Genomic DNA, 25,807 nt, shown 5'->3' on the forward strand with positions numbered 1-25,807 from the left:
CGCTGAACCTTTCTTCTTTTGAACGGAAAGGTGGAAACATAGTATGACAAAACTCGCTCTTATCACCGGTGCAAGCGGCGGAATCGGGCAAAGCATCAGCGAAAAGCTGGCGCAAAACGGGTATGATCTTCTCCTCCATTACCATACAAATGAGCAGGCAGCCGCAGCACTTGCAGAAAGGCTGTCACATACATACGGCATTCACGCCGAAATCATTCACGGCGACCTATCCGACCCCGGCGGCGCAAAAGCCGTTTCCGCTTCCATCGGCGGGCGGGCGCTTGACGGCATCGTCTTAAACAGCGGTCAAAGCTTTCGCGGGCTTGTGACAGACATGACTGATGAGGCTGTGCAGGACATGGTGCAGCTTCATGTCTCAAGCCCGTTTCTGTTGACGAGGAATCTGCTGCCGGCGATGATCAGGAAAAAATCCGGTGCCATTGTAGCCGTCAGCTCCATTTGGGGTGAAACAGGGGCGTCGTGCGAAGTTTTATACAGCATGACAAAAGGCGCGCAAAATGTGTTTGTCAAAGCCCTTGCAAAAGAGCTTGCGCCAAGCGGCATCAGAGTCAACGCCGTTTCTCCGGGCGCTGTGAAAACAAGGATGATGGGCTCGTTTTCAAAAGAGGAAGAAGAGATGATCGCCGATGAGATTCCGATGGGAAGGCTCGCCGAAGCCGAAGAGGTTGCCGACGCCGTGCTGTTTCTGCTCTCGGCTAAGGCATCTTATATCACGGGTCAAATTTTGTCAGTTAATGGCGGCTGGCATTGTTAAAAACATGTATAGTTTGCGGTCCCCCAGAGAATAATAAGGCTGTAACTTCAAGAGAATGGAGGGGCCTGATATGTCCGTACTGGATAATTGGGATCAGTGGAAAAACTTTTTGGGCGACCGTTTGAACTATGCCCAAGAAAGAGGAATGTCAAACGAAACCATCTCAGATCTCGCATATGAGATCGGCGATTATTTGGCCGGTGAGGTTGATTCAAAAAACCATCAAGAACGAGTGCTCGCGGACCTTTGGAGCGTGGCTTCCGAAGAAGAGCAGCGCGCCATTGCGAATGTGATGGTTAAGCTTGTTGAAAACAACGGCTCGCATTAAGGAGAGAGTGTGTTCACTCTCTCTTTTTTATAGGCGCGGCTTTGTCAGCGGCACCGCTTTTGTTGTTTGCTTTCCGCCCCGATAGGGTAAACATCATCCAGGCGCCGTTACAGCGGGTTTTTCCCGATTATGGGAAACGGACGTTTTTCTTATTTAATCACAACATTCTGCTTTCTAATTGAGACAAAATGCTTTATGATAAAGGAAGGTAAATTTTTGCCACGATGATGGGTAGGGAGGTTATCATTTGGCAAAGCTCGAATGGTACTTAGAATATGAAATACAAGTCAACCGTCCCGGACTTCTGGGAGATATATCCTCTTTATTGGGGATGCTTTCAATTAATATTGTGACCATTAACGGCGTCGATACTCAAAGAAGAGGCCTCTTGTTAAAATGCCGTCATATAGATCAGATTAAGCGACTGGAATCGATTCTGAACACGATGGATACGATTAAAGTGACGAAGCTCCGCGAGCCGAAGCTTCGCGACCGTCTCGCTGTAAGGCACGGCCGCTATATCCAGCGGGATGCAGACGATAAAAAAACGTTCCGGTTTGAACGCGACGAGCTTGGCTTGCTTGTCGATTTTATGGCTGAGCTGTTTAAAAAAGACGGGCACAAGCTGATCGGGATCAGGGGAATGCCCCGCGTCGGCAAGACGGAATCAATTGTCGCTTCAAGCGTCTGTGCAAGCAAAAGGTGGCTTTTTGTTTCTTCGACACTGCTGAAGCAAACGATCAGAAGCCAGCTGATTGCCGATGAGTACAGTCCGGAGAATGTTTTCATTTTGGACGGCATTGTGTCGACGAGAAGAGGATCTGAACGCCATTTGCAGCTCGTCAGTGAGATCATGCGGCTGCCGGCGACCAAAGTTGTCGAGCATCCGGACATTTTCGTGCAAAATACGGAATATACGATGGACGATTTTGATTACATCATCGAATTGCGTAACAGCCCCGATGAGGTGATTACATATGAACATGCTGAAGAACCGCAGATGTTTGACCATTCAGGTTTTTCCGGCTTTGATTTTTAAAATGGAAGGTGTTTGTTGTGACTGAACTAGGAAATCGGCTGAAAGAAGCCAGAGAGGAAAAAGGGATGTCATTGGACGATCTTCAGGCGGCCACAAAGATCCAAAAAAGGTATTTAACGGCCCTTGAAGAAGGAAACTATGATATCATTCCGGGAAAATTTTATGTGCGGGCTTTTATCAAGCAGTACGCCGAAGCTGTCGGCCTCGACTCGGAGCTCTTGTTTGAAGAGTTTAAAAAAGATATCCCTAATTCTTACAATGATGAGGTTTCTGAGAAGCTTTCTTCAATCAAGCCGCAGAGAGAGCTGCCCAAGTCTGCCTCAAAAGCGCTTGAACTTTTGCCTACCCTGCTTGTGGCAGCCGGCGTTATCGTTGTGATCGCGATCATTTACGTCATCGTTCAGGCTGTAAACGGCGGAGGCAACCAGCAGGCTGAAGAGCCTAAGACAGAGGAATCGCAAAGCAAGTATGACGTCTCAAAAGATTCCCCGCTGACAAAGGGAAATCAACAGAACACGGATGCGCAGAAAGACAGCGCTGAAGGCGACAAAGAAAAAAAGGATCAGCAGTCTGATGAGAACGACAAGCTGACCATGAAAGCGACCGCAAGCGAAGGCTCTTCCACAACTTATGAAGTATCAGGATCCGACAAGCTGGAGCTTGAAGTAAAGGCAAACGCAAACTCATGGGTCAGGGTGCGCGACGAGAAAGGAAGCTCCCTTAAAGAAGGAATGATGAAAAAAGGAGAAACCTTTCAAAAGAATATTACCGATCAATCGCAAATTGATTTGCGGATCGGATATGCGCCGGGCGTTGAAATTAAAATCAACGGAGAAGTTCTTTCTTACAAGCTCGATCCTAAGACTGTGATGACACAAAACATAACGATTCAAAATAAAAAGGAGGAAAAGTCATCTTAATTGCACAGATGACTTTTTCTTGCGTTCATCATCATTAGGAAAACATACATATCTGGAGGAACCTTTATGTTTAATCTACCGAATAAAATCACGCTTTCTAGAATCGCATTAATTCCTGTTTTTATGGTCATCATGCTTGTGCCGTTTCAGTGGGGGGCTGTCTCCTTCGGCAGCGAGTCGATTCCGGTCACCCATTTGATCGGCGCACTGTTGTTTATTTTTGCTTCTGTCACCGATTGGGTTGACGGCTATTACGCGAGAAAGCTGAACCTTGTAACAAACTTTGGAAAATTTCTTGACCCGCTTGCAGACAAGCTGCTCGTGTCTTCCGCTTTAATTATTCTGGTGCATTACCATCTTGCTCCGGCCTGGATGGCCATTGTCATTATCAGCCGGGAATTTGCCGTAACGGGACTGCGGCTCGTCCTTGCGGGAACAGGGGAAGTCGTCGCGGCCAACATGCTTGGAAAAGTGAAAACATGGGCTCAGATCATCGCCATCTCTGCTCTTTTGCTTCACAATCTTCCATTTGAGCTTGTATCCTTCCCGTTCGGATCGCTTGCTTTATGGGTGGCTGTCTTTTTCACAGTCGTATCAGGATGGGATTATTTCGCTAAAAACTGGGATGCTTTAAAAACATCGAACTAAACGTGGGGAAGTGGAAACAATGAAGTTGGAAAGAAAAGCGGAAATTATCGCTGTCGGTTCTGAGCTTCTGCTCGGACAAATCGCTAATACAAATGCTCAGTTTATCAGCAGGCATTTGGCCGAAATCGGCATTAACGTCTTTTATCACACGGCGGTGGGAGATAACCCGGAACGCCTTAAACAAGTCATTCAGACAGCTCAGAAAAGGTCTGACTTCATCATTTTTTCGGGAGGCCTCGGACCGACGAAAGACGATTTGACAAAAGAAACGATCGCTGAAGTTGTCGGGCGCCCTCTTAAGCTCGACGATGAAGCCTTCGAATCGATTCAGGATTACTTCAGAAAAACGAACCGGGAGATGTCGCCGAACAACCGCAAACAGGCGTTGATCCTCGAAGGATCCGATGTTCTGCCGAACCGCTTCGGGATGGCTCCGGGAATGCTGCTTGAGCATGAATCGCGCTTTTATATGCTCTTGCCGGGACCTCCGAAAGAGCTGGAGCCGATGTTTGAAAACGAAGCGAAGCCGCTGATTTTGGAAAAGCTCGGCTCGAAGGAAAAGATCGTGTCAAGGGTGCTGCGGTTCTTCGGCATCGGAGAATCCCAGCTTGAAACCGATTTGGAAGATCTCATCGATGCGCAGACTAATCCGACAATCGCCCCGCTTGCGGCCGACGGGGAAGTCACGCTCAGGCTCACGGCAAAGCATGCGGATCCGAAGGAGACAAACCGCTTGTTAAAAGAAACGGAAGACCTCATCCTGGAGCGGGTCGGAGAGTTCTTTTACGGGTATGATGATACATCTCTTGCAGAAGAGCTTGCGAAAGCATGCAGGAGCAAGGGAATGACCTTGGCCGCTGCGGAAAGCTTTACAGGCGGGCTTTTTTCCACCTGGCTGACGGAAATGAGCGGCGCTTCCGAATATTTCAAAGGCGGTGCCGTCTGCTACACAAACGAATTGAAAGTTTCAGCGGCCGGCGTTGCTGAAGACACGCTGCAGCGCTACGGTGCGGTCAGCGCGCAATGCGCAAAAGAACTCGCCGCAGGCATCAGAGTCAAAACAGGAAGCGATATCGGCATCAGCTTTACTGGAGTAGCCGGGCCGAATACGCAAGAAGGCCATCCGGCAGGAAAGGTGTTTATCGGCATCTCCGTGAAGGACCAGGCTGAAGAAGCGTTCGAATTTCAGTTCGCCGGATCCAGATCTGCGGTGCGAAAGCGTTCTGCCAAATACGGCTGCCATCTGTTGCTGAAAATGATGGAAAAATAAGCGGAAACCGGATTTTCGGTATATCTTTCTTATGAAAAAAGTCATTCCATTTTAGGAGATCGATTTTTTCCTCTTAAAAAAATCGAATATGCGTTCGCTTTTTTCTTGGCAAATCCGCGCAAACAAGGTATAGTAGATATAGCGGAAGTGATAAAGGAGGAAAATAGAATGAGTGATCGTCAGGCAGCCTTAGATATGGCGCTTAAACAAATAGAAAAGCAGTTTGGTAAAGGTTCGATTATGAAACTCGGCGAACAAACTGAAACGAGAATTTCAACAGTTCCGAGCGGTTCATTAGCGCTCGACACGGCTCTTGGAGTGGGCGGATACCCGCGCGGCCGGATTATTGAAGTATACGGGCCTGAAAGCTCCGGTAAAACGACGGTGGCGCTTCATGCGATTGCCGAAGTTCAGCAGCAGGGCGGACAGGCGGCGTTCATCGACGCCGAGCACGCGCTCGACCCCGTCTATGCACAAAAGCTGGGCGTCAACATTGATGAGCTTTTGCTGTCACAGCCTGATACGGGCGAGCAGGCGCTTGAAATCGCCGAAGCTCTTGTCAGAAGCGGAGCGGTGGATATCGTTGTCATCGACTCTGTGGCAGCGCTTGTGCCGAAAGCTGAAATCGAAGGAGATATGGGGGATTCCCACGTCGGTTTGCAGGCCAGACTGATGTCTCAAGCGCTTCGTAAGCTTTCCGGAGCGATCAATAAATCGAAGACCATCGCGATCTTTATTAACCAGATTCGTGAAAAAGTCGGCGTCATGTTTGGAAATCCTGAGACGACGCCAGGCGGAAGAGCGCTGAAATTCTACTCTTCTGTCCGCCTTGAAGTGCGCCGCGCAGAGCAGCTGAAACAAGGCAACGATGTCATGGGGAACAAGACGAAAATCAAAGTCGTGAAAAACAAAGTGGCCCCTCCATTCCGGACTGCCGAAGTGGACATTATGTACGGGGAAGGGATTTCAAAAGAAGGGGAAATCATCGATCTCGGAACAGAGCTTGACATCGTTCAGAAGAGCGGTGCATGGTACTCTTATCAGGAGGAACGTCTTGGACAAGGCCGTGAAAATGCCAAACAGTTCCTGAAAGAAAACAAGGACATCCTTTTGATGATTCAAGAACAGATCCGGGAGCACTACGGTTTGGACACTGGAGGCGTTGCTCCTGCTCAGGAAGACGAGGCCCAAGCTCAAGAAGAACTCGAATTTTAATCATGAAACATGTGAAAGGCTGCCGGCCCGATCGGCAGCCTTTTCCTTTCATCTGCGCATTCAGACGCAGCTCCTTTGTCCATCACCTTCATCCGCGCCGTTTGAAAAGGCGTTTAATCCGGAAACGTTAAGACCGTAAGCTTGACAAGTATTTCCCACACAATTACAATGAAATTGTATCACTTGTTTTTCTTAACATGATTGATAAACATTTAAACTTGACAAGGGCTGTGAAGCCGCTTCACTCCCTGTGAAGGTTCTGTATGTTGAGAAGAAGTACAATGTACATGCCGACACTTACTTTTAGCAAGACAAGTTCATAGCAAGAGGAGGTGAAAGTTATGAATCCTTTAGCAATTCTCATCTCCATTTTGCTGAGCCTATTCTGTTTAGTTGTTGGCTACTATGTTCGTAAAATCATTGCCGAAGCAAAAATTTCAGGTGCGCGAAATGCAGCCGAACAAATTCTTGGAGACGCAAAGCGGGATGCTGAAGCGTTGAAAAAAGAAGCCCTTCTTGAAGCAAAGGACGAGATTCATACGCTTCGGATAGAAGCTGAACAAGAAGTTCGTGAAAGACGAAATGAGCTTCAAAAACAAGAAAACCGTTTACTTCAAAAGGAAGAGAACCTTGACCGAAAAGATGAATCATTAGATAAACGGGAAGCGATGTTGGAGAAGAAAGATCATTCTCTGAATGAACGACAACAACATATTGAAGAGATGGAAAGCAAAGTGGATGAAATGATTCGTATGCAGCAGTCAGAGTTGGAGCGTATTTCAAGTCTGACGCGAGATGAAGCGAAGCAAATCATTCTGGAACGGGTTGAAAACGAGCTTTCCCATGACATCGCGATCATGACGAAAGAAAGTGAAAATCGAGCGAAAGAAGAGGCTGATAAAAAAGCGAAAAATATTCTTTCATTGGCTTTACAGCGCTGTGCGGCAGATCATGTGGCCGAGACGACGGTTTCAGTTGTCAACCTTCCAAATGATGAGATGAAAGGCCGCATTATCGGACGTGAAGGACGTAATATCCGTACATTGGAAACATTGACGGGGATCGATCTGATCATCGACGATACGCCGGAAGCCGTTATCCTTTCAGGATTTGATCCGATCAGGCGTGAAACAGCCAGGATCGCTCTTGATAAACTCGTTCAGGATGGCCGCATTCATCCTGCCAGAATCGAAGAAATGGTTGAGAAATCCCGCCGTGAAGTGGATGATTACATCCGCGAAATGGGTGAACAGACGACGTTTGAAGTTGGAGTTCACGGTCTTCATCCCGATTTAATCAAAATCCTCGGCCGCTTGAAGTTCAGAACGAGCTACGGACAGAATGTACTGAAACATTCAATGGAAGTGGCGTTTCTGACAGGCCTGATGGCTTCAGAGCTCGGGGAAGACGTGACGCTCGCAAAAAGGGCAGGACTTCTTCATGATATCGGGAAAGCGATTGACCATGAGGTGGAAGGAAGCCACGTTGAAATCGGTGTGGAACTGGCCACTAAGTATAAAGAGCATCCAGTTGTCATCAACAGTATCGCATCTCACCACGGAGATCAGGAGCCGACTTCCATCATCGCCGTGCTCGTGGCCGCAGCCGATGCGCTGTCCGCCGCAAGACCAGGCGCAAGAAGCGAAACGCTCGAAAACTATATTCGCAGGCTTGAAAAGCTGGAAGAAATCTCTGAATCGTACGAAGGTGTTGAAAAATCATTCGCGATACAAGCGGGACGAGAGGTGCGGATCATGGTCAAACCTGACTCAATCAACGATCTTGAAGCCCATCGTTTGGCGCGTGATATTCGAAAACGAATCGAGGACGAGCTTGACTACCCTGGACACATCAAGGTAACCGTGATCAGGGAAACGAGAGCCGTTGAATACGCAAAATAAAGTGGTGCGAATGCGCCACTTTATTTTTTTGTTTCCTTGTGTAACACTATGATTAAAACCTATTTTAAAAAAGAAAGGGTCAAATTATGAGAATTTTATTTATTGGAGATGTTGTCGGTTCGCCCGGCAGAGACATGATCAAAACCTATTTGCCGAAGCTGAAGCTGAAATATAAACCGAACGCCGTCATCGTCAACGGAGAAAACGCCGCACACGGAAAAGGCATTACCGAAAAAATATACCACCAGCTCATTCAAGCGGGAGCCGACGTTCTCACAATGGGAAACCACACATGGGATAAAAGGGAAATATTTGATTTTATTGATGATGCGCCGCAGATCGTCAGACCCGCCAATTTTCCCGAAGGCACGCCTGGAAAAGGCATCACATACATAAAAACAAACGGTTCGAAGGAACTGGCTGTGATCAATTTGCAAGGCCGCACATTTCTGCCTGCGATCGATTGCCCTTTTCGAAAAGCTGATGAATTAATAGAAGAAGCGTCAAAAAGAACACCGTTCATTTTTATCGATTTTCATGCCGAAGCGACAAGCGAAAAGCAGGCGATCGGCTGGTATACGGACGGCCGCGTTTCAGCAGTTGTCGGAACGCATACGCATGTTCAGACAGCTGACAACCGCATTCTTCCGAAAGGCACGGCATATATAACAGACGTAGGGATGACAGGGCCTTACGACGGAATTCTCGGCGTCGACCGCGAGACGATTATCAAACGATTTAAAACGAGCCTGCCCGTTCGTTTTGAGATTGCCGAAGGCCGCACAACACTGAGCGGAGTTGTCATTGACATTGACGAACAGAACAAGAAAGCCGTTAAAATTGACCGGATATTAATTAATGATGACCACATGTTTTTTGAATGACTGAACAGAAAATCATTTTAGAAAAATATTAAAAGGAAAGCAGGAATATCCCGGTCCTATAGTGAATATAGTAAAAATGGAAGGTACCCTGCTATTTTTGAAAAGCAATTAAAAGGGGATGGCTTTGAAAATAGCAACATCTAATAATGATTGTTCTAATGAACACTCACTTATCCATTGTAAACTTAAGGGGGAGCAGGAATGGAAATATTAAAGGTTTCAGCAAAATCAAATCCAAACTCGGTCGCAGGTGCGCTCGCAGGAGTCTTGAGGGAACGAGGAGCTGCAGAAATTCAAGCAATCGGAGCCGGAGCATTAAATCAGGCTGTTAAAGCGGTAGCGATTGCACGGGGATTTGTAGCACCGAGCGGTGTCGATCTGATTTGCATTCCGGCGTTTACGGACATTCAAATTGACGGTGAAGAACGAACAGCGATTAAGCTAATCGTAGAGCCTCGCTGATAGAAAAATCACTCTTTTTCAAATGCTTCAACCTGCTTACTTTCACGTAAGCGGGTTGTTTTTGGTTTAGCCGTTTTTGAAAAATGCAGCCGGGAGAGGATGAACGTGAAAATTTTTGATGCCCATTCTGATTTGCTGCTGAAGCTGTGGAAAAATCCGAAGCTTAATGAGTACAGTGACCCGTCGCTTCAAACGCCGGTTCAGGCTCTGTTAAACGGAAAGGCGAAAGTGCAGTGTCTGGCGATTTTTCTGCCCGAAACCGTACCCGACACAATAAGGCTTGAAATGGCGCTCGTGCAGATCCGGCTGTTTCACGAAAAAATTGCAAAGTACAAGCGGATCAAACTGATCAAACATAAAGCCGATATCGACAAGCTCAAAAGCGATGAAACCGGCATCATTCTAACGATGGAAGGCTGTGAGCCGATCTCAAAAAACTTAAGGCTGTTTGACATCTTTTTTCAGCTCGGAGTCAGAAGTTTCGGCCTGACGTGGAACTGGGCCAATACGTTCGCAGACGGCGCTTTAGAAGAAAGAAACGCAGGTTTGACTTCTTATGGGGAAAGGCTGATTCGCAAGGCGAACAAAAACCGGGCATGGACCGATCTCTCCCATTTATCAGAGAAAAGCTTTTGGGGTGCGGTTGAAACGGCAGCGTATCCGATCGCCTCTCATTCGAATGCGCACAGCCTTTGCCCTCATCCGAGAAATTTAAAAGACGATCAAATCAAAGCGCTTATTGAAAAGAACGGCGTCATCGGCTTGACATTTGTCCCTGAATTCGTGAGAAACGGAAAAACGCCTGTGATCAAAGATATCCTCTCACATATTGACCATGTCTGCTCTTTGGGAGGTGAGCGGCATATCGGATTCGGATCTGATTTTGACGGCATCGACCGGGTCATTCCGGGTCTGGAAGCCCACAAAGATTACGGGAATCTGATCGAAGCTTTGCAGCGCTCATATACACCAAGTCAAGTCGACGGATTTCTCTTTCAAAATTTCTTCAGCCGCATCCCATTTTAAAAAAATATCATACATTTTTCAGAGGGTGTTCATCTGTTTTTATCAGGAGGACACAGGTGTTTACCAATATGAATTATCGTGCTACAATCCTTTTGTAAAGCGATTTTGCAAAGGGGGTCTGTTCATCTTGGACGGAAATATGAAGGCGCTTATCAAGAAGCCGGGGGAGCCAGGCGCCAGCTTCGAGCTCGTCCCGATACCGAAGATCGACAAACACGAGGTGCTGATCAAAGTCAAAGCCGCATCGATTTGCGGAACGGATGTCCATATTTATAATTGGGATGAATGGGCGAAAAGCAGGGTGAAACCGCCTTATGTGTTTGGCCACGAATTTTCCGGCGAGGTTGTACTAGTGGGGGAAAATGTGACTGCGGTACAAGAAGGGGAGTATGTTTCGGCAGAAACGCACATCGTTTGCGGAAAGTGCCTGCCGTGTTTGACCGGAAAAGAGCATGTCTGCAGAAAAACGCTGATTCTCGGTGTCGATACAGACGGCTGTTTTGCTGAATATGTCAAAGTGCCTGCCGCAAACATTTGGAAAAATCCGGACGGCATGCCTGAGGATCTCGCTTCTATTCAAGAACCGCTCGGAAACGCCGTGCATACGGTTCTGACGGGAATGACAGCTGGAGTGAAAGTCGCTGTCGTCGGCTGCGGACCGATCGGATTGATGGCCGTGGCAGTTGCAAAAGCGTCAGGCGCGTCACAAGTGATCGCCATCGATAAAAACGAATACAGGCTCGACCTTGCTTTGCAAATGGGGGCAACCGATATCATCTCCGTTGAAAAAGAAGATCCGCTCAAAAATGTAAGCGCTTTAACAGGCGGTGAAGGGGCGGACTTGGTTTGCGAAATGTCAGGCCATCCGACGGCCATCCGCCAAAGTTTAAAAATGGCTGCGAACGGAGGGCGGGTGCATGTCTTAAGTCTGCCCGAGCATCCCGTATGCATCGATATGACAAATGATATCGTCTTTAAAGGATTGACGGTTCAGGGAATTACCGGCCGCAAAATGTTTGAAACGTGGAGGCAGGTCAGCGGTCTTCTCCAGTCCGGTACGATTCAAATCAAGCCTGTCATCACCCACCGTTTCCCGATGGAAGAGTTTGAAAAAGGCTTTGAACTGATGAGAAAAGGGCAATGCGGAAAAGTCGTATTGATACCGTGAAGGGAGAGATGGATATGAAAGAATTTAATTTTTTAGCTTCCGAGCTTGATACAATGAAAGAAAACGGAACTTTTCAGGAACTGCCGATCATCGAATCGCTGCAAGGATCAACTGTCAAAATGAAGGGAAAAGACATCATTCAGCTTTCATCCAATAACTATCTCGGGTTGACGTCACATCCGCGCCTCCAAAAAGCGGCCGAAGAGGCGGTAAAACGGTACGGAGCTGGAACGGGATCGGTCCGGACAATAGCCGGAACATTCACCATGCATGATGAGCTCGAAAAGAAGCTCGCTTCATTTAAAAATACTGAAGCTGCGCTCGTATTCCAGTCCGGTTTCACCGCAAATCAAGGCATTCTTTCAAGCATTCTTACCAAAGATGATATCGTCATCTCAGACGAATTAAACCATGCTTCCATCATTGACGGCATCAGACTTACCAAAGCGGGCAAAAAAGTATATCAGCATGCGGACATGGAAGATTTAGAAAAGATTTTAAAAAAATCAATGAATTACAGAATGCGGCTTATCGTTACAGACGGCGTGTTTTCGATGGACGGAGACATCGCGCCGCTTCCCGAAATCGTCCGGCTCGCTGAACAGTATGACGCATTTGTCATGGTCGACGACGCGCATGCGTCCGGCGTTCTCGGCGAGAACGGACGCGGAACGGTTCACCATTTCGGGCTGGACGGGAAGGTTCACATTCAAGTCGGCACGCTCAGCAAGGCGATCGGTGTTTTAGGAGGCTATGCGGCCGGTTCCAAGGTGCTGATCGACTATTTAAAGCATAAAGGCAGACCGTTTCTCTTCAGTACCTCCCATCCGCCGGCCGTCACTGCGGCATGCATTGAAGCGGTCAATGTGCTGATGGAGGAACCTTCATTAATTAAAAAGCTTTGGGACAATACTTCGTACTTCAAAAAAGAGCTTGAAAAAATCGGCCTTCCGCTGATTAAGAGCGAAACGCCGATCACGCCGATTTTAATAGGTGATGAAGCCGAGGCATGCCGCTTTTCAAGCACGCTTTTCGAGCTCGGTTTATTTGCCCAGGCCATTGTATTTCCGACCGTCCCGAAAGGCAAAGCGCGGATCAGAACGATCATGACCGCCCAGCATTCGAAAGAAGAACTTGATAAAGCCCTTGAAATCATTGAAACCGGCGCCAAAAAAGCGGGTCTGCTTTAAACTCGTCGATTTCTTTTTAAACAAAGCAAATAACCATTGATAATCATTTTCAGTTAGTGTACAATGATAGGTTCTGGGTTGTGCTGACAACCCAGAACCTTTATACTGAAGAGTGGAGCTTTGTTTGAAAGGAGATCAAAAACATGAATGAGAAACAGCGCATTGAAAGCGGACAGGTCAATCCATCGGACAAAAAATCCGAGAAGGATTACAGCAAGTACTTCGAAGCTGTTTATGTTCCGCCTTCCTTAAAAGATGCGAAAAAACGCGGCAAAGAAGAGGTTAAATACCATAGCGATTTTAAAATTTCCGAGCAGTACAAAGGGATGGGTGAAGGACGGAAGTTCTACATCCGCACATACGGCTGCCAGATGAATGAACACGATACAGAAGTCATGGCCGGTATTTTCATGACCCTCGGCTATGAGCCGACGGATTCGACTGAAGACGCTAATGTGATTCTGTTAAACACATGCGCCATTCGCGAAAATGCGGAAAACAAAGTATTCGGTGAAATCGGCCATTTAAAAGCTTTGAAAAAAGACAATCCGGATTTGATCCTTGGCGTATGCGGATGTATGTCCCAGGAAGAATCAGTCGTCAACCGGATTTTAAAGAAACATCCGTTCGTCGATCTGATTTTCGGTACACACAATATCCACCGCTTGCCGGAACTTTTGTCAGAAGCTTATCTGTCAAAAGAAATGGTCATCGAAGTGTGGTCTAAAGAAGGCGATGTCATTGAAAACCTTCCGAAAGTCCGCACCGGCAAAATTAAAGGCTGGGTCAACATCATGTACGGCTGCGACAAGTTCTGTACGTACTGCATCGTGCCGTACACAAGAGGAAAAGAACGAAGCAGACGTCCTGAAGAAATCATTCAGGAAGTGAGACGACTTGCGGCTGAAGGCTATAAAGAAATCACGCTTCTCGGACAGAACGTCAACGCTTACGGCAAAGATTTCGAGGATATGGAATACGGACTCGGACACTTGATGGATGAGCTCCGCAAAATCAATATTCCGCGAATCCGCTTCACGACAAGCCATCCGCGTGATTTTGACGATCATCTGATCGATGTGCTCGCAAAAGGCGGGAACCTTCTGGACCACATCCACCTGCCTGTTCAGTCCGGAAGCTCGGATGTCTTGAAACTTATGGCGCGCAAATACGACCGGGAACGCTATCTCGAGCTTGTCGCCAAAATTAAAAAAGCGATGCCGAACGCGTCTTTAACAACAGACATTATCGTCGGCTTCCCGAACGAAACTGATGAGCAATTTGAAGAAACGCTTTCCTTATACAGAGAAGTTGAATTTGACAGCGCCTATACGTTCATTTACTCGCCTCGCGAAGGAACGCCAGCTGCAAAAATGAAAGACAATGTTCCGATGCGCGTGAAAAAAGAACGGCTTCAGCGATTAAATGAAGTGGTCAACGAAATTTCCGCGAAGAAAATGAAGGAATATGAGGGGCAGGTTGTCGAAGTGTTAGTAGAGGGTGAAAGTAAAAACAACCCTGATATCCTTGCCGGCTATACACGGAAAAACAAGCTTGTTAACTTCAAAGGACCAAAAGAAGCGATCGGCCAGCTTGTCAACGTGAAAATCCACCAGGCGAAAACTTGGTCGCTTGACGGAGAAATGGTAGGAGAAGCAATCGAGGTGAAATAAAGTGACGCTTTATACGAAAAAAGAGATTGTTGCAAAAGCGCGGGAGCTCGCAAAAATGATTGCCGAAACGGAAGAAGTCGACTTTTTCAAAAAAGCGGAGGCACAGATTAATGAGAATGCCAAAATAACTGGCATTATCAACCAAATCAAAGCCCTGCAAAAGCAAGCCGTCAACTTTAAACATTACGAAAAGCACGAAGCGCTTAAACAAACGGAAGCAAAGATTGACGCGCTTCAGGAAGAGCTTGACGAGATCCCGATCATTCAAGAGTTCAGAGACTCCCAAATGGAAGTCAACGACCTTCTTCAGCTCGTCGCGCATACAATATCAAACCAAGTGACAAACGAGATCATCACATCAACCGGTGGAGACCTGCTGAAAGGCGAGACCGGTTCAAGAGTAAAAAATTCATCACCGAGCTGTTCTCTATAATTTGGCGGCGCCTTTTAAAGGTGTCGTTTTTTTGAATGCAATTTCCCGCCGCGACGGCTAATTGAAAAGATTCGGTTTTCGGTCTGTCTTTTTCTTTTCTGATTTAAGTCAAGTTTATCCTTTTATCTGCATACACTTAAACAGATTCATTATATGGGATGTTATTTTGATTTCTCAAGGAACGCACATTAGACGAATGCCCAGCATAGGATAATACGAGGAAAAACAAGGAGGCATGACCGAATGTCTGAATACAGGGAAATTATTACTAAAGCGGTGGTCGCGAAAGGCCGGAAATTCACCCAGTCCACTCATACAATCTCCCCTTCGCAAAAGCCAACCAGTATTTTAGGCGGTTGGATTATCAATCATAAGTATGACGCCGAAAAAATCGGAAAAACCGTGGAAATTGAAGGGACATATGATATCAACGTCTGGTATTCATATGCGGACAACACCAAAACCGAAGTTGTGACAGAACGCGTTTCCTATGTTGATGTTATTAAGCTCCGGTATCGCGACAAAAATTACTTAGATGATGAACACGAAGTGATTGCGAAGGTGCTTCAGCAGCCGAACTGCCTTGAAGTGACCATTTCTCCGAACGGAAACAAAGTGGTTGTACAGGCGGAAAGGGAATTTTTATCAGAGGTTGTCGGCGAGACGAAGGTCGTCGTTGAGGTCAATTCTGATTGGACGGAAAGCGATGAGGAAGAGGCGTGGGAAGAAGAACTTGATGAAGAACTTGAGGACATCAATCCGGAGTTTTTGGTCGGAGATCCAGAAGAATAAAAGGAAGCTAGGGAAACACCACCCTAGTTTCTTTTTTTTCAGCATGAATCTTTATGGTATAATGAGTGTTGGAATCAATAGAAACGTTTATACATAGTGAGGGATTAAATATGGCAGGCTACACGCCTATGATACAGCAATATTTAAAGATTAAGGCAGAGTATCAGGATGCCTTTTTATTTTTTCGTCTTGGAGACTTTTATGAAATGTTTTTTGAAGATGCCAAAAAGGCGTCTCAGGAACTCGAAATCACGCTGACGAGCAGAGACGGTGGATCGAGCGAAAGAATTCCGATGTGCGGGGTTCCTTATCATTCATGCTCTTCATATATCGAACAGCTCATTAAAAAAGGCTATAAAGTCGCGATCTGTGAGCAGGTGGAGGACCCTAAATCGGCCAAAGGAGTCGTCAAAAGGGAAGTCGTGCAGCTGATCACACCCGGCACCGTGATGGACGGAAAAGGAATTCATGAAAATGAAAACAACTTTATCGCCTCTGTCAGTGAATTTCAGCATACATACGGGCTCGCTTTTTCTGATTTGACGACGGGCGAGAACTTAGTGACGATTATCGAAAGGCTTGATGATGTCGTTTCCGAGATTTACTCTGTCGGAGCAAGGGAAATCGTCGTCAGCCGCAACTTTGACGAGAAAGATGTCGCGCTGCTGAAAGAGCGCTGCGGCGCCACGATCTCTTTCGAGGATGAACAAGCAGATGAATGGCCTGACATTGTGAACTGTCTGGCGTCCAAAGAGCTTGTCGATACGTTTATGAGGCTTTACGTCTACTTGAAGCGAACGCAGAAAAGAAGCCTTGACCACCTTCAAAACGTTCAGGCTTACGAGCTCAAAGAAGCGATGAAAATCGATTTGTATTCGAAACGCAATCTTGAACTGACGGAAACGATCCGTTCGAAAAACAAAAAAGGCTCGCTTCTTTGGCTTTTGGATGAAACGAAAACGGCAATGGGAGGGCGGCTGTTAAAGCAATGGATCGACAGGCCGCTGATCAGAAAGGGACAGATTGAAGAGCGCCAGGAAATCGTCGAAACGCTGATCGCCCATTTGTTTGAGCGGGAAGATTTGCGCGAACGGCTGAAGGAAGTATACGATCTCGAGCGGCTCGCCGGAAGGGTCGCTTACGGCAACGTCAATGCCCGAGATTTGATCCAGCTAAAGGAATCGCTGAAACAAGTGCCGGCCATCAAACAGCTTGTCGGCTCCCTCGACCATCCGAAAGCAAAAGCGCGCGCCGAGAAAATCGATCCGTGCGGCGATCTTTTGAATCTTTTGGAAGATGCGCTATACGAGAATCCGCCGCTTTCATTAAAAGAGGGGAACTTGATCAAAGACGGCTATCACGCGAAGCTGGATGAATACAGGGACGCAAGCAAGAACGGAAAGGACTGGATCGCAAGGCTTGAGCAGCAGGAACGCGAGTACACGGGAATCCGTTCTTTAAAAGTCGGCTTTAACAAGGTGTTCGGCTATTATATTGAAGTGACGAAAGCCAACATCCATCTGCTTGAAGAAGGCCGCTATGAACGGAAGCAGACGCTGACCAATGCAGAACGCTACATCACGCCGGAGCTGAAAGAAAAAGAAGCGCTGATTCTCGAAGCGGAAAACAATATTTGCGAGCTGGAGTATGAGCTGTTTTCCGAGCTTCGCAGCAAGGTGAAGGAATATATTCCGCGCCTGCAGCAGCTGGCAAAAATGATGAGCGAGCTTGATGTGCTCCAATGTTTTGCGACGATCAGCGAAAGCCGCCACTATGTTAAACCGGAGTTTTCCGAGGACGTCGTTCAGGTGATCGACGGACGGCATCCGGTCGTAGAAAAGGTGATGGACAGCCAGTCTTACGTTCCGAATAGCTGCGAAATGGGTAAAGGCAGACAGATGCTTTTAATCACCGGGCCGAATATGTCAGGGAAAAGCACGTATATGAGACAGATGGCGCTGATCTCCATTTTGGCGCAGATCGGCTGTTTTGTTCCTGCCAAAAAAGCGGTGCTGCCGATCTTTGATCAGATCTTTACAAGAATCGGTGCTGCGGATGATCTTATATCCGGACAGAGCACGTTTATGGTGGAAATGCTTGAAGCCAAAAATGCGATCGTTCATGCGACGAAAAACAGCTTGATTCTATTTGACGAAATCGGCCGGGGTACGTCTACTTACGACGGAATGGCGCTTGCGCAGGCGATCATCGAGTACGTTCACGAGCACATCGGCGCGAAGACTTTGTTTTCCACTCACTATCACGAGCTGACATCCCTTGAAGAAAAGCTTGCCGACTTGAAGAATGTTCACGTTCGTGCGGAAGAATACGAAGGAAAGGTCGTATTCCTTCACCAGATAAAAGAAGGCGCAGCAGATAAAAGCTACGGTATCCATGTCGCGCAGCTTGCCGAATTGCCCGACGGTTTGATCAGCAGGGCGAAAACGATCCTGAAAGAGCTTGAATCCGGCGCCAAAGAAGCGGTTCCATCAACGGCTCCGAATACGGTAAAAGAGGCGGCGGAAGAAGTCGCGGCAACTGTTGCAGATCAACCGGCCCAGCTGTCATTTTTTGAAACGGACAAGCCGAAAGAAAAAGAGACGAAGCTCTCCAAAAAAGAGCAGGCTGTTTTAGCCGAATTTAAAACGATGGATCTGCTCGATATGACGCCTATACAAGTCATGAATGAACTGTACAGGCTGCAAAAAAAATTAAAGTAATAAAGAGGTGATCCAACTTGGCAAAAATTGTTCAGCTGCCAGACGATTTATCGAATAAAATCGCGGCGGGTGAAGTAGTGGAAAGGCCTGCGTCGGTCGTCAAAGAGCTTGTCGAAAATGCAATCGATGCGAACAGCTCCGTGATTGAAATCGATGTTGAAGAAGCGGGTCTCGCCTCGATTAAAGTGCTTGACGACGGCGAAGGGATGGATGCAGAAGACTGCAGAACGGCTTTTTTGCGTCATGCCACAAGCAAAATCAAAGACGAAAACGATCTGTTTCGCGTCAGAACGCTCGGATTTCGCGGAGAAGCTTTGCCAAGTATCGCGTCTGTCTCACATTTAAGCATTAAAACGAGCACCGGAGAAGGAGCAGGCACCCATTTGACGCTTCAGGGGGGAAGAATCATTTCCGAGCAAAAAGCGTCAAGCCGCAGAGGAACCGAAATTACGGTTACCAATCTGTTTTTCAATACGCCGGCAAGGCTGAAATATATGAAAACGATCCATACGGAGCTTGGCAACATTACAGATGTGGTCAACAGAATTGCCCTTGCCCACCCGGAAGTTTCGATCAGGCTGCGTCATCAAGGGAAAACGCTTCTGCAGACAAACGGAAACGGCGATGTCCGCCACGTGCTTGCGGCGATTTACGGCACGGCGGTTGCCAAAAAAATGCTCCCGCTTGAAGCGAGATCTCTTGATTTTGAAGTGAAAGGCTATATCGCCCTTCCTGAAATTACGCGTGCATCGCGAAATTACATGTCATCTGTCGTCAACGGCAGATACATTAAAAATTTTCCGCTCGTGAAAGCGATCCACGAGGGCTACCATACGCTTCTTCCGATCGGCCGCCATCCGATCACGTTTATTGAAATCAACATGGACCCGCTGCTTGTGGATGTCAACGTGCATCCGTCAAAGCTGGAGGTCAGGCTGAGCAAAGAGACGGAGCTTCACGAACTGATTCGCGACGCCATCAAAGACGTCTTTAAACAGCAGCAGCTCATTCCAAGCGTGCAAGTTCCGAAAAAAACCGCACCTCTGATCAATAAACCGGAACAGCAAAAGCTTGATTTCGACCAGGTACGAGAGCCGGCACCTCTTTCTGATCCTGATATTGAAAGAGAATATAAGCCGGAGCCATCGTTTTCGGCGATGAAATTAAGCTCGGTAGTCAAAGACCCGCCTCCTCCCGCTCCCGCAGAGCGCGAAGAAAGCATTATGCAAGACACCAAACCTGAATGGCCTGGAGCGGAAGAGTATACGGCGGAAGCCGAACCGGCCGTACAAGCCGAACCGGAACAGGCAGGCGAAAACGCCCATGACGAAGAGACGCCAAAAGAAAGGGTGCCGATCATGTATCCGATCGGCCAAATGCACGGCACCTACATTCTCGCCCAAAATGAAAACGGGCTGTACATCATCGATCAGCACGCCGCACAGGAGCGGATTAAATACGAATATTTCCGTGAAAAAGTCGGGGAAGTCGAATCGGAAGTCCAGGACCTGCTTGTGCCGCTGACATTCCATTATTCAAAAAATGAAGCGCTGACGATCGACCAGCACTTGGACGATTTAGCCAAAGTCGGCGTCTTTCTCGAATCGTTCGGCGCCGGCAGCTATATCGTCCGATGCCACCCGACTTGGTTTCCAAAAGGGGAAGAAACGACGATCATTGAAGACATCATTCAACAGGTCCTTGATGACCGCACGATCGACATCAAAAAACTGCGTGAAGAAGCCGCAATCATGATGAGCTGCAAAGGCTCCATCAAAGCCAACCATCATCTGCGGGACGACGAAATCATCGCCCTGCTCGATGAGCTGCGCAGAACATCCGACCCATTCACATGCCCGCACGGCCGGCCAATCATCATTCACTACTCGACATATGAGATGGAGAAGATGTTTAAACGGGTCATGTAATTTCTAATCGCTCATAGCCCTTGATACATCAACGGTTATGAGCGATTAGTATATTTTTTGACCACATTTTGACCACATTAATTGTCAAGTTGGTCTGTTCTAAGTGCTTTTGAATAATTTTCTGCAGAGGATTTTTGTAAGTTCTGTGTTACGTGACTGTACTTATCTAGAGTTATAGAGGTATTTGCATGTCCTAACCGTTCAGATACAACTTTTGAATTTTCCCCAATTTCAAGCATTATTGTTGCATGGGTATGGCGCAAATCATGAAATCGTATCCGTTTAACACCAGCCAATTTAATGTCATATAAAAATTGTTTATGGATTGTATTTGGGTTTACTGGTTCACCACCAAACGCGGAGATTACAAAATGATTTCCTGTAAGGTTCATTCCTACCTGTAGGAGTTGTTCTTGTTTCTTGATTTTGTATGCTTTTAATTCTCCAATATCTTCTTTTGTGATGGCTATGTTTCTATTTCCGCTTTTCGTTTTAGTAGATTGCAAGACAAGTCCTTGACCAGAAACATAATACAGAGAGTTACGTACATATATCCTTTTGTCTTCAAAATCAATGTCCTGCCACTTTAATCCCAATATTTCACCCCGTCTCATACCAGTGTATAGGGCTAAATAATAAAGCATAAAGATATGCTCCTTTTGCTGCCTCATTCTGTTTAGAAACGTATTACATTCTTCAATCGACCAAGTCTCCACATTTTTTTTAGTACGCCTTGGCGCTTTAACATGATCCATAAAGTTATTTTTTATATACTTCCATTCCACAGCTACCTTAGATGATGATTTGAGGATGGAATGTATATATTGAATGTACTCTGGTGTCAATCCCTCACTTAAAAGATCATTATAATATTTTGTTATGAGGTGGGGGGTAAGGCTTTTGAGTTTCATATGTCCAAAGCTTTTAATTAACCGTTTATTGACTACTTTGGTATAGCCTGAGAAGGTCGACGGTTTTACAGAGCTTTTTGCGACGAGCTCCAAAAAATCTGTTATAAAATCCTTAAACAGAATATCTTTTTCTCTAATAAATGTTTCTTTTTCTATTTCATGAGTAATAGTAGCTGCCACTTGTTCCGCTTCTTTTTTTGTTTCAAATCCACGTCTTGTTATTTGCTTTCGCTTTCCTGTTGAAGGATCTCGACCGAGATCTAAAGTGAATGACCAAGTGTAACCCTTATTATTCTTAGCAGATACCTTTCTAAAATAAGCCATTAAATCATCTCCCAGAGAATTAAAGTGTTCACCTTATTTATAAAGCTTGTTGTTGAATTTTCTGTACAAAAAAAGATTGAGATTTCAGGCTATACAATTTTCTCAAGTACATTTCCAACCTTTTTTCTGCAAAAGGGGGGGTGACATTAAAGAGGTCAGTTAATAGTTGTACTGCGTCTCTTTTCAAGGGCGGTAACTGAATTTTATTTAACATAAAAGTTGGCACACTGAAATGATACATAAAAGAGTTAGCTTGATTTTCTTGCATTTCCTTTAATAAAAGTGGTGTTTTGAATTGAGCTCCAGCGTGTTTCATTATATGACCTAACTCATGGCAAAAATCTTCCCAGTGCTGCTGCTTGTTTTTAAGACTATCTAAAATAATCACTTTACCTAAACCAAACTTAAAGATCCCACACTTGTTACGCATGTACCTAATTTGAATGTCTAATCTATCAGCAATAACTTCCATATCGACTTGGGAAGGTTCCAATATGTTTATTTTTTTATATATGTTTTGAACTTCTTCTTCTAATTTTGAAAGGTAGTACATTAAAATCCCCCTGCATAATGAAAACGTATGTTCTCTTTTTTGGCGATTTAAAAACCCGATTAAACGGGTTTAAAAGTTTATTTTTTCAGTAATTCCTTCATGCAATATTGATGCGTCTTCATTTTTAAGAACGTTTCCAATTTTTATGTTTATATAGTTTAAGTCATCCGGATTTGTATTTAGACAAGGAACCACTATATATCCTTCTTTACGTACCTGTCCATGAAAAATACCCGTCCCGGTTTCCTCTCTGCTTTGAATCATATCGTCACGAGAGGCATCAATTTGTTTTTTTGTATTAGTGGTAATAATCTTTATTCCTTGGAAAAGAATCTCCTGCTCTGATTTATTTTCAATATTATATGTAAATTGAATTGTTAAGAACTTATTGGATTTGATCCCTTTTTCTTTTAATAACTCCTTATCGCTTGCTTGAAGATTAGATCTTTCAATAATCTTTATCTCGTCAAGATTCATTTTAATTGGGTCTAAATTAAAGGTTTTATTAACTTTTGCGATCTTTTTTAATGTAACTTTGGTTCCGTTCTTTTCCGTCTTCCATTGACCCACTTTTTCTAAAGGGCCATCGGTTTTAAGAGAATCTCCTTCTGCTTCGCTTTTTTGAGATGATTTTTCATTTTTAGATGATGACGTTTCATTGTTACTGCAAGCAACTAAAAGCATTAGGGCTGCTAGTAGAGCAATGAATGACATATAGTATTTCTTCAATTTTGTAACCCCTTTTATATTGTTGTATTGTATCTATATTATTTTAGATGTTCTTTTTCATTGACTTGAAATAGAACATCTAAAGAATTATTTGATAACATTTAATCTAAAAGGAATAAAATAAGAAGCACTAATTGTTTTCATCATCAAAGCTTTTTTTCAATAACCACTCTAAAAGCTCGCGAGCTTCTTCCTTAGTGATATCCCCGTCCCGAGCAGCAATTAATGTCTCCGGATCATTCATAATCTTATCTACTTTTTGGTTGATAATTCCCCTTAAAAGATAGTCGGTCGAAACATCAAAAAAATCTGCGATTTTATTTATCGTTTCGATATCGGGCTCTCTTTTGCCTTGCTCATAAGATGCGTAAGTTGTTCTAGCTACACCAATCTTGTCAGCGACTTCCTTTTGAAGCAAATTTTTTGATTTTCTTAACATAGTTAATCTTTTTGAGAAAGCCATGTATCGATTCTCCTCGAAAATTTAGTACACATTTTGTATTATAACTCCACAAATAGCGTAGTTGAGGATATTACACAAAAAGAGTAATTTTTTTAAAAAAGGGGTTTACATGACACTTAATGTGTATTATATTTTAATCACAGGACGCAATGCGAGTAATGGAGGTGTTGATAATGGCTAAATCAAAAAAGTATCGCCAATGGTTAAAAGATATAAGGACACAAATGAATTTAACTCAACAACAGGTTGCCAAACGAGCTGGAATAGCACGAACAACTTATGCATCAATAGAAAAAGGCGACAGAAATGCTAGTGTTCCTAATGCAAAAAATATCGCCAACGTTCTTGGGTTTGACTGGACTCTTTTTTTTGAAGATACAGTACACAATTCGAGTCGTGAGTCTCATTCCGCGTAGGAGGTATCTCTATGGTCAATATTAATTTTGATGATGAATTCATTGAAAAAATTGCTTCTCAAATCGCTGATAGAGCTTTCGAACTTCTTAAAGAAAAAATAAGTGTTACCGAACAACTTCCACATGTATTGACTCGATCAGAAGTGAAGGAAGTACTCAAGATAAAGGACACAAAAATTGCTGAGCTTTTTAAAAGGCCTGATTTTCCTGTGAATGATCTCATTGGCAAAAAGGTTCCTACTCATATGTTGTTTGAATGGATAAACAATAATACACGTTGGGTTGAAAAAAATACAGATTATTTTAAGAAAGGTGTAACAGCATAAGCCTATTCAAAGGTGTATCTCCCCCATTTATAAATTAAATGAATAGCCGCCAGCAATGTATCCTAAATAAACTTTACATCCCTTAAATGTATAAGAAAATAAGGGATTCTATACAAATACCAGGGAGGAATGGAAAATGTCAGTGATTAGCCGTTCAATACGACATCTTCTTGAAGCTGAGAAGATGACCGGAAGTCAGTTAGCTAATGACTTGAATGTGTCTGAACAAATGGTCAGCCATATGAAAAATGATCGCAGAAAAATGTCTATTGATATTGCGGAAGCGGCGTTAAAAAAATTTGATCAACCGTTCTTTGCAATGGGCATCATGCATCACTTTTCGGATGGATGTGCGCCGCCTGTTTTTTCAGGAGATAGTGTTGAAAGACATCGTCTGGCTTTTGAAGAAATCATGGTCAATGAGGCACAAGAAATCGTTAAAACCCTTCATGAAGTCAGCTTTGTAAAGAACCCAAAAATTGTGACTGCAGAAGAAAAAGAGCGTGTGATAGAAGCTATAAAAGAGCTTCTTGATGTAGAAGCATGGGCTAAAAATTTAGCTGCTTTACTTTGTAAAGAATATGGGATTTCTCTTAAAGAATGTTACCGAAAGCGCCAGATCACTTGGAGAGCGAGAGGATGGATGACATCGTGAAAATGAATCAGTTTCTTGAATCAGATTTGACAATGGCAATAGTCGAGATTATTTGCATCGAGGAGTTAGCTGGGATGTTGATTAGAGCAGTACATGAAGGGGATTCAGAAAAAGTCGACAATGCGATTCGAGATATACAAAAATCCCATAACGAGCTTAAGAGATTAAGAGAAAACAAGCGGAAATTTTCAGATGCTATGAAGATTATGGAACAGTCTCAATCTCCTACTGAATTAATTGAAAAATTGGAAAGGATGTTTTAAATGAAGTTTGTTTTTACTGTAAGCCAGTTAAAGAAAGGCTCAGAGATTCGTGAAGACTGTAAGAGAATGAGAGAAAATCCAGCTCTTCTCTTACTTGTAGAAGCGGATATCAGAAGGGCATTACAAATGAAAAAGCAGCAAGCCGGCACGCTCACTGCTTCAACCAAAGACGTTGTGAATTCATTATAAAACTTTATCTGAAAATCGGCAAGCCAGCTTGTGCTTGTCGTCATGGCTAGGGACGTATCCATTCCATTTGTATACCCTCCATATACTGTCCCTGGCTGTGACGATGCGCGCAAGCATCAGAAAGAAGGTGAAATTATGGGTGCAACATTTGATTCTGTAGAGGAACTGCTTTATACAACAAAAGTTGCTGGAGAACTACGTATGGCGATCTGTGTAGCAAAGACCAAAGCTGAGTTGCTATCTGATTCAGACGACATCACTTTGCTTCAGGGTGCATTAGAAGAGATCGCTCGCGAACTTTCCGAGACGTTAGACAAACACAAATTATAAGGGGGAAATCGAATGGATCATCCAATCATCACTCAAATTGAGCGTACGGGCTATCCCGCATCTGTTCCAAAAGAGGATGAGAAAGTCAGGGATTTCTATGGTGAAGAGGTATCGCTGGCTCATGATGATTATGTCTTTGATAAAAATCAAGGCGAAATCATCTTTATCGATAACCTGCCGCGCTATTTAAAAGAGGAGCTTGCATTTGAATTTTATACCGGCAAATAAAAAAAAGCCCACTCTGCACAAGTGGGTGGTGAAAGGGTTTGGGGTCTC

29 protein-coding genes are annotated in these 25,807 nt (G+C 44.9%); 25 read left to right on the top strand and 4 right to left on the bottom strand.

The features are described from left to right. Positions 1–43 precede the first annotated feature (43 nt). The 18 genes from ymfI to mutL all read left to right on the top strand — a co-directional run bounded on the left by ymfI (position 44) and on the right by mutL (position 20,372). On the top strand, positions 44–775 hold the full coding sequence (gene ymfI, locus M1D59_RS09250) for an elongation factor P 5-aminopentanone reductase (protein ID WP_020451451.1): 732 nt from the start codon (positions 44–46) through the stop codon (positions 773–775). Between the two features lie 70 nt (positions 776–845). Beyond that, positions 846–1,103: a DUF3243 domain-containing protein gene (locus tag M1D59_RS09255; RefSeq protein WP_020451452.1), complete on the top strand. Its 258-nt coding sequence runs from the start codon at positions 846–848 to the stop codon at positions 1,101–1,103. A 247-nt stretch (positions 1,104–1,350) separates the two neighbouring features. Continuing rightward, positions 1,351–2,142: a YmfK family protein gene (locus M1D59_RS09260; RefSeq protein ID WP_003181917.1), complete on the top strand. Its 792-nt coding sequence runs from the start codon at positions 1,351–1,353 to the stop codon at positions 2,140–2,142. Positions 2,143–2,159: 17 nt separating this feature from the next. Continuing rightward, complete coding sequence (locus M1D59_RS09265) at positions 2,160–3,062, top strand: helix-turn-helix domain-containing protein (RefSeq protein ID WP_020451454.1); 903 nt, start codon at positions 2,160–2,162, stop codon at positions 3,060–3,062. Positions 3,063–3,128: 66 nt separating this feature from the next. Beyond that, on the top strand, positions 3,129–3,710 hold the full coding sequence (gene pgsA, locus M1D59_RS09270; RefSeq protein ID WP_003181921.1) for a CDP-diacylglycerol--glycerol-3-phosphate 3-phosphatidyltransferase: 582 nt from the start codon (positions 3,129–3,131) through the stop codon (positions 3,708–3,710). Between the two features lie 19 nt (positions 3,711–3,729). Next, positions 3,730–4,980, top strand: coding sequence for a competence/damage-inducible protein A (locus M1D59_RS09275; protein ID WP_020451455.1), 1,251 nt, complete (start codon positions 3,730–3,732; stop codon positions 4,978–4,980). Positions 4,981–5,148: 168 nt separating this feature from the next. Beyond that, entirely contained in the window at positions 5,149–6,195 is a 1,047-nt protein-coding gene (gene recA / locus M1D59_RS09280) for a recombinase RecA (protein ID WP_020451456.1), read from the top strand. A 341-nt stretch (positions 6,196–6,536) separates the two neighbouring features. After that, on the top strand, positions 6,537–8,096 hold the full coding sequence (gene rny, locus M1D59_RS09285) for a ribonuclease Y (RefSeq protein ID WP_020451457.1): 1,560 nt from the start codon (positions 6,537–6,539) through the stop codon (positions 8,094–8,096). 86 nt (positions 8,097–8,182) lie between these two features. Next, positions 8,183–8,980 (top strand): TIGR00282 family metallophosphoesterase, encoded by a 798-nt coding sequence (locus M1D59_RS09290; RefSeq protein ID WP_020451458.1) that lies wholly within the window; start codon positions 8,183–8,185, stop codon positions 8,978–8,980. 201 nt (positions 8,981–9,181) lie between these two features. Further along, positions 9,182–9,442: a stage V sporulation protein SpoVS gene (spoVS, locus tag M1D59_RS09295; RefSeq protein ID WP_003181955.1), complete on the top strand. Its 261-nt coding sequence runs from the start codon at positions 9,182–9,184 to the stop codon at positions 9,440–9,442. Positions 9,443–9,547: 105 nt separating this feature from the next. Next, entirely contained in the window at positions 9,548–10,468 is a 921-nt protein-coding gene (locus M1D59_RS09300; protein ID WP_020451459.1) for a dipeptidase, read from the top strand. A 124-nt stretch (positions 10,469–10,592) separates the two neighbouring features. Beyond that, entirely contained in the window at positions 10,593–11,636 is a 1,044-nt protein-coding gene (gene tdh, locus M1D59_RS09305) for an L-threonine 3-dehydrogenase (protein WP_095290538.1), read from the top strand. A 14-nt stretch (positions 11,637–11,650) separates the two neighbouring features. Beyond that, the gene (locus M1D59_RS09310) at positions 11,651–12,826 is read left to right on the top strand and encodes a glycine C-acetyltransferase (protein ID WP_020451461.1); all 1,176 of its coding nucleotides are present in this window, start codon (positions 11,651–11,653) and stop codon (positions 12,824–12,826) included. 143 nt (positions 12,827–12,969) lie between these two features. Beyond that, entirely contained in the window at positions 12,970–14,499 is a 1,530-nt protein-coding gene (gene miaB, locus M1D59_RS09315; protein ID WP_101560850.1) for a tRNA (N6-isopentenyl adenosine(37)-C2)-methylthiotransferase MiaB, read from the top strand. Position 14,500: 1 nt separating this feature from the next. Further along, on the top strand, positions 14,501–14,932 hold the full coding sequence (locus tag M1D59_RS09320; protein WP_020451463.1) for a RicAFT regulatory complex protein RicA family protein: 432 nt from the start codon (positions 14,501–14,503) through the stop codon (positions 14,930–14,932). 243 nt (positions 14,933–15,175) lie between these two features. Continuing rightward, positions 15,176–15,724 carry an outer spore coat protein CotE gene (cotE, locus tag M1D59_RS09325; RefSeq protein ID WP_020451464.1) on the top strand — a complete coding sequence of 183 codons (549 nt, stop codon included), beginning with the start codon at positions 15,176–15,178 and terminating at the stop codon, positions 15,722–15,724. 110 nt (positions 15,725–15,834) lie between these two features. Continuing rightward, positions 15,835–18,444, top strand: coding sequence for a DNA mismatch repair protein MutS (mutS, locus tag M1D59_RS09330; RefSeq protein ID WP_101560851.1), 2,610 nt, complete (start codon positions 15,835–15,837; stop codon positions 18,442–18,444). A gap of 17 nt (positions 18,445–18,461) precedes the next feature. Continuing rightward, a complete protein-coding gene (gene mutL / locus M1D59_RS09335) occupies positions 18,462–20,372 on the top strand; it encodes a DNA mismatch repair endonuclease MutL (RefSeq protein ID WP_458117948.1) in 1,911 nt (636 codons plus the stop codon). Between the two features lie 77 nt (positions 20,373–20,449). Here the strand turns inward: mutL and M1D59_RS09340 are convergent, their stop codons facing one another. The 4 genes from M1D59_RS09340 to M1D59_RS09355 all read right to left on the bottom strand — a co-directional run bounded on the left by M1D59_RS09340 (position 20,450) and on the right by M1D59_RS09355 (position 23,352). Further along, positions 20,450–21,607, bottom strand: coding sequence for a site-specific integrase (locus M1D59_RS09340; protein WP_458117949.1), 1,158 nt, complete (start codon positions 21,605–21,607; stop codon positions 20,450–20,452). 37 nt (positions 21,608–21,644) lie between these two features. Continuing rightward, positions 21,645–22,160 (bottom strand): ImmA/IrrE family metallo-endopeptidase, encoded by a 516-nt coding sequence (locus tag M1D59_RS09345; protein ID WP_458117950.1) that lies wholly within the window; start codon positions 22,158–22,160, stop codon positions 21,645–21,647. Positions 22,161–22,229: 69 nt separating this feature from the next. Next, positions 22,230–22,889, bottom strand: coding sequence for a hypothetical protein (locus M1D59_RS09350; protein ID WP_458117951.1), 660 nt, complete (start codon positions 22,887–22,889; stop codon positions 22,230–22,232). A gap of 130 nt (positions 22,890–23,019) precedes the next feature. Further along, positions 23,020–23,352 (bottom strand): helix-turn-helix domain-containing protein, encoded by a 333-nt coding sequence (locus M1D59_RS09355; protein WP_245117699.1) that lies wholly within the window; start codon positions 23,350–23,352, stop codon positions 23,020–23,022. A gap of 173 nt (positions 23,353–23,525) precedes the next feature. Between M1D59_RS09355 and M1D59_RS09360 the strand changes: the two genes are divergently transcribed. From M1D59_RS09360 to M1D59_RS09390, 7 genes are all read left to right on the top strand, one after another. Next, positions 23,526–23,768, top strand: coding sequence for a helix-turn-helix transcriptional regulator (locus M1D59_RS09360; protein ID WP_458117952.1), 243 nt, complete (start codon positions 23,526–23,528; stop codon positions 23,766–23,768). An 11-nt stretch (positions 23,769–23,779) separates the two neighbouring features. Beyond that, entirely contained in the window at positions 23,780–24,094 is a 315-nt protein-coding gene (locus tag M1D59_RS09365) for a hypothetical protein (protein WP_309539537.1), read from the top strand. Between the two features lie 136 nt (positions 24,095–24,230). Continuing rightward, on the top strand, positions 24,231–24,749 hold the full coding sequence (locus M1D59_RS09370) for a helix-turn-helix domain-containing protein (protein WP_458117953.1): 519 nt from the start codon (positions 24,231–24,233) through the stop codon (positions 24,747–24,749). Beyond that, on the top strand, positions 24,734–25,012 hold the full coding sequence (locus tag M1D59_RS09375; protein ID WP_146874846.1) for a hypothetical protein: 279 nt from the start codon (positions 24,734–24,736) through the stop codon (positions 25,010–25,012). The genes M1D59_RS09370 and M1D59_RS09375 overlap by 16 nt, the downstream gene beginning before the upstream one ends. Beyond that, positions 25,013–25,201 carry a hypothetical protein gene (locus M1D59_RS09380; RefSeq protein ID WP_458117954.1) on the top strand — a complete coding sequence of 63 codons (189 nt, stop codon included), beginning with the start codon at positions 25,013–25,015 and terminating at the stop codon, positions 25,199–25,201. A gap of 135 nt (positions 25,202–25,336) precedes the next feature. Further along, complete coding sequence (locus M1D59_RS09385) at positions 25,337–25,531, top strand: hypothetical protein (RefSeq protein WP_458117955.1); 195 nt, start codon at positions 25,337–25,339, stop codon at positions 25,529–25,531. A gap of 12 nt (positions 25,532–25,543) precedes the next feature. Further along, positions 25,544–25,759: a YqaI family protein gene (locus tag M1D59_RS09390; protein WP_458117956.1), complete on the top strand. Its 216-nt coding sequence runs from the start codon at positions 25,544–25,546 to the stop codon at positions 25,757–25,759. Positions 25,760–25,807: the final 48 nt, after the last annotated feature.

This window comes from Bacillus sp. PK6-026 (genome assembly GCF_054161455.1).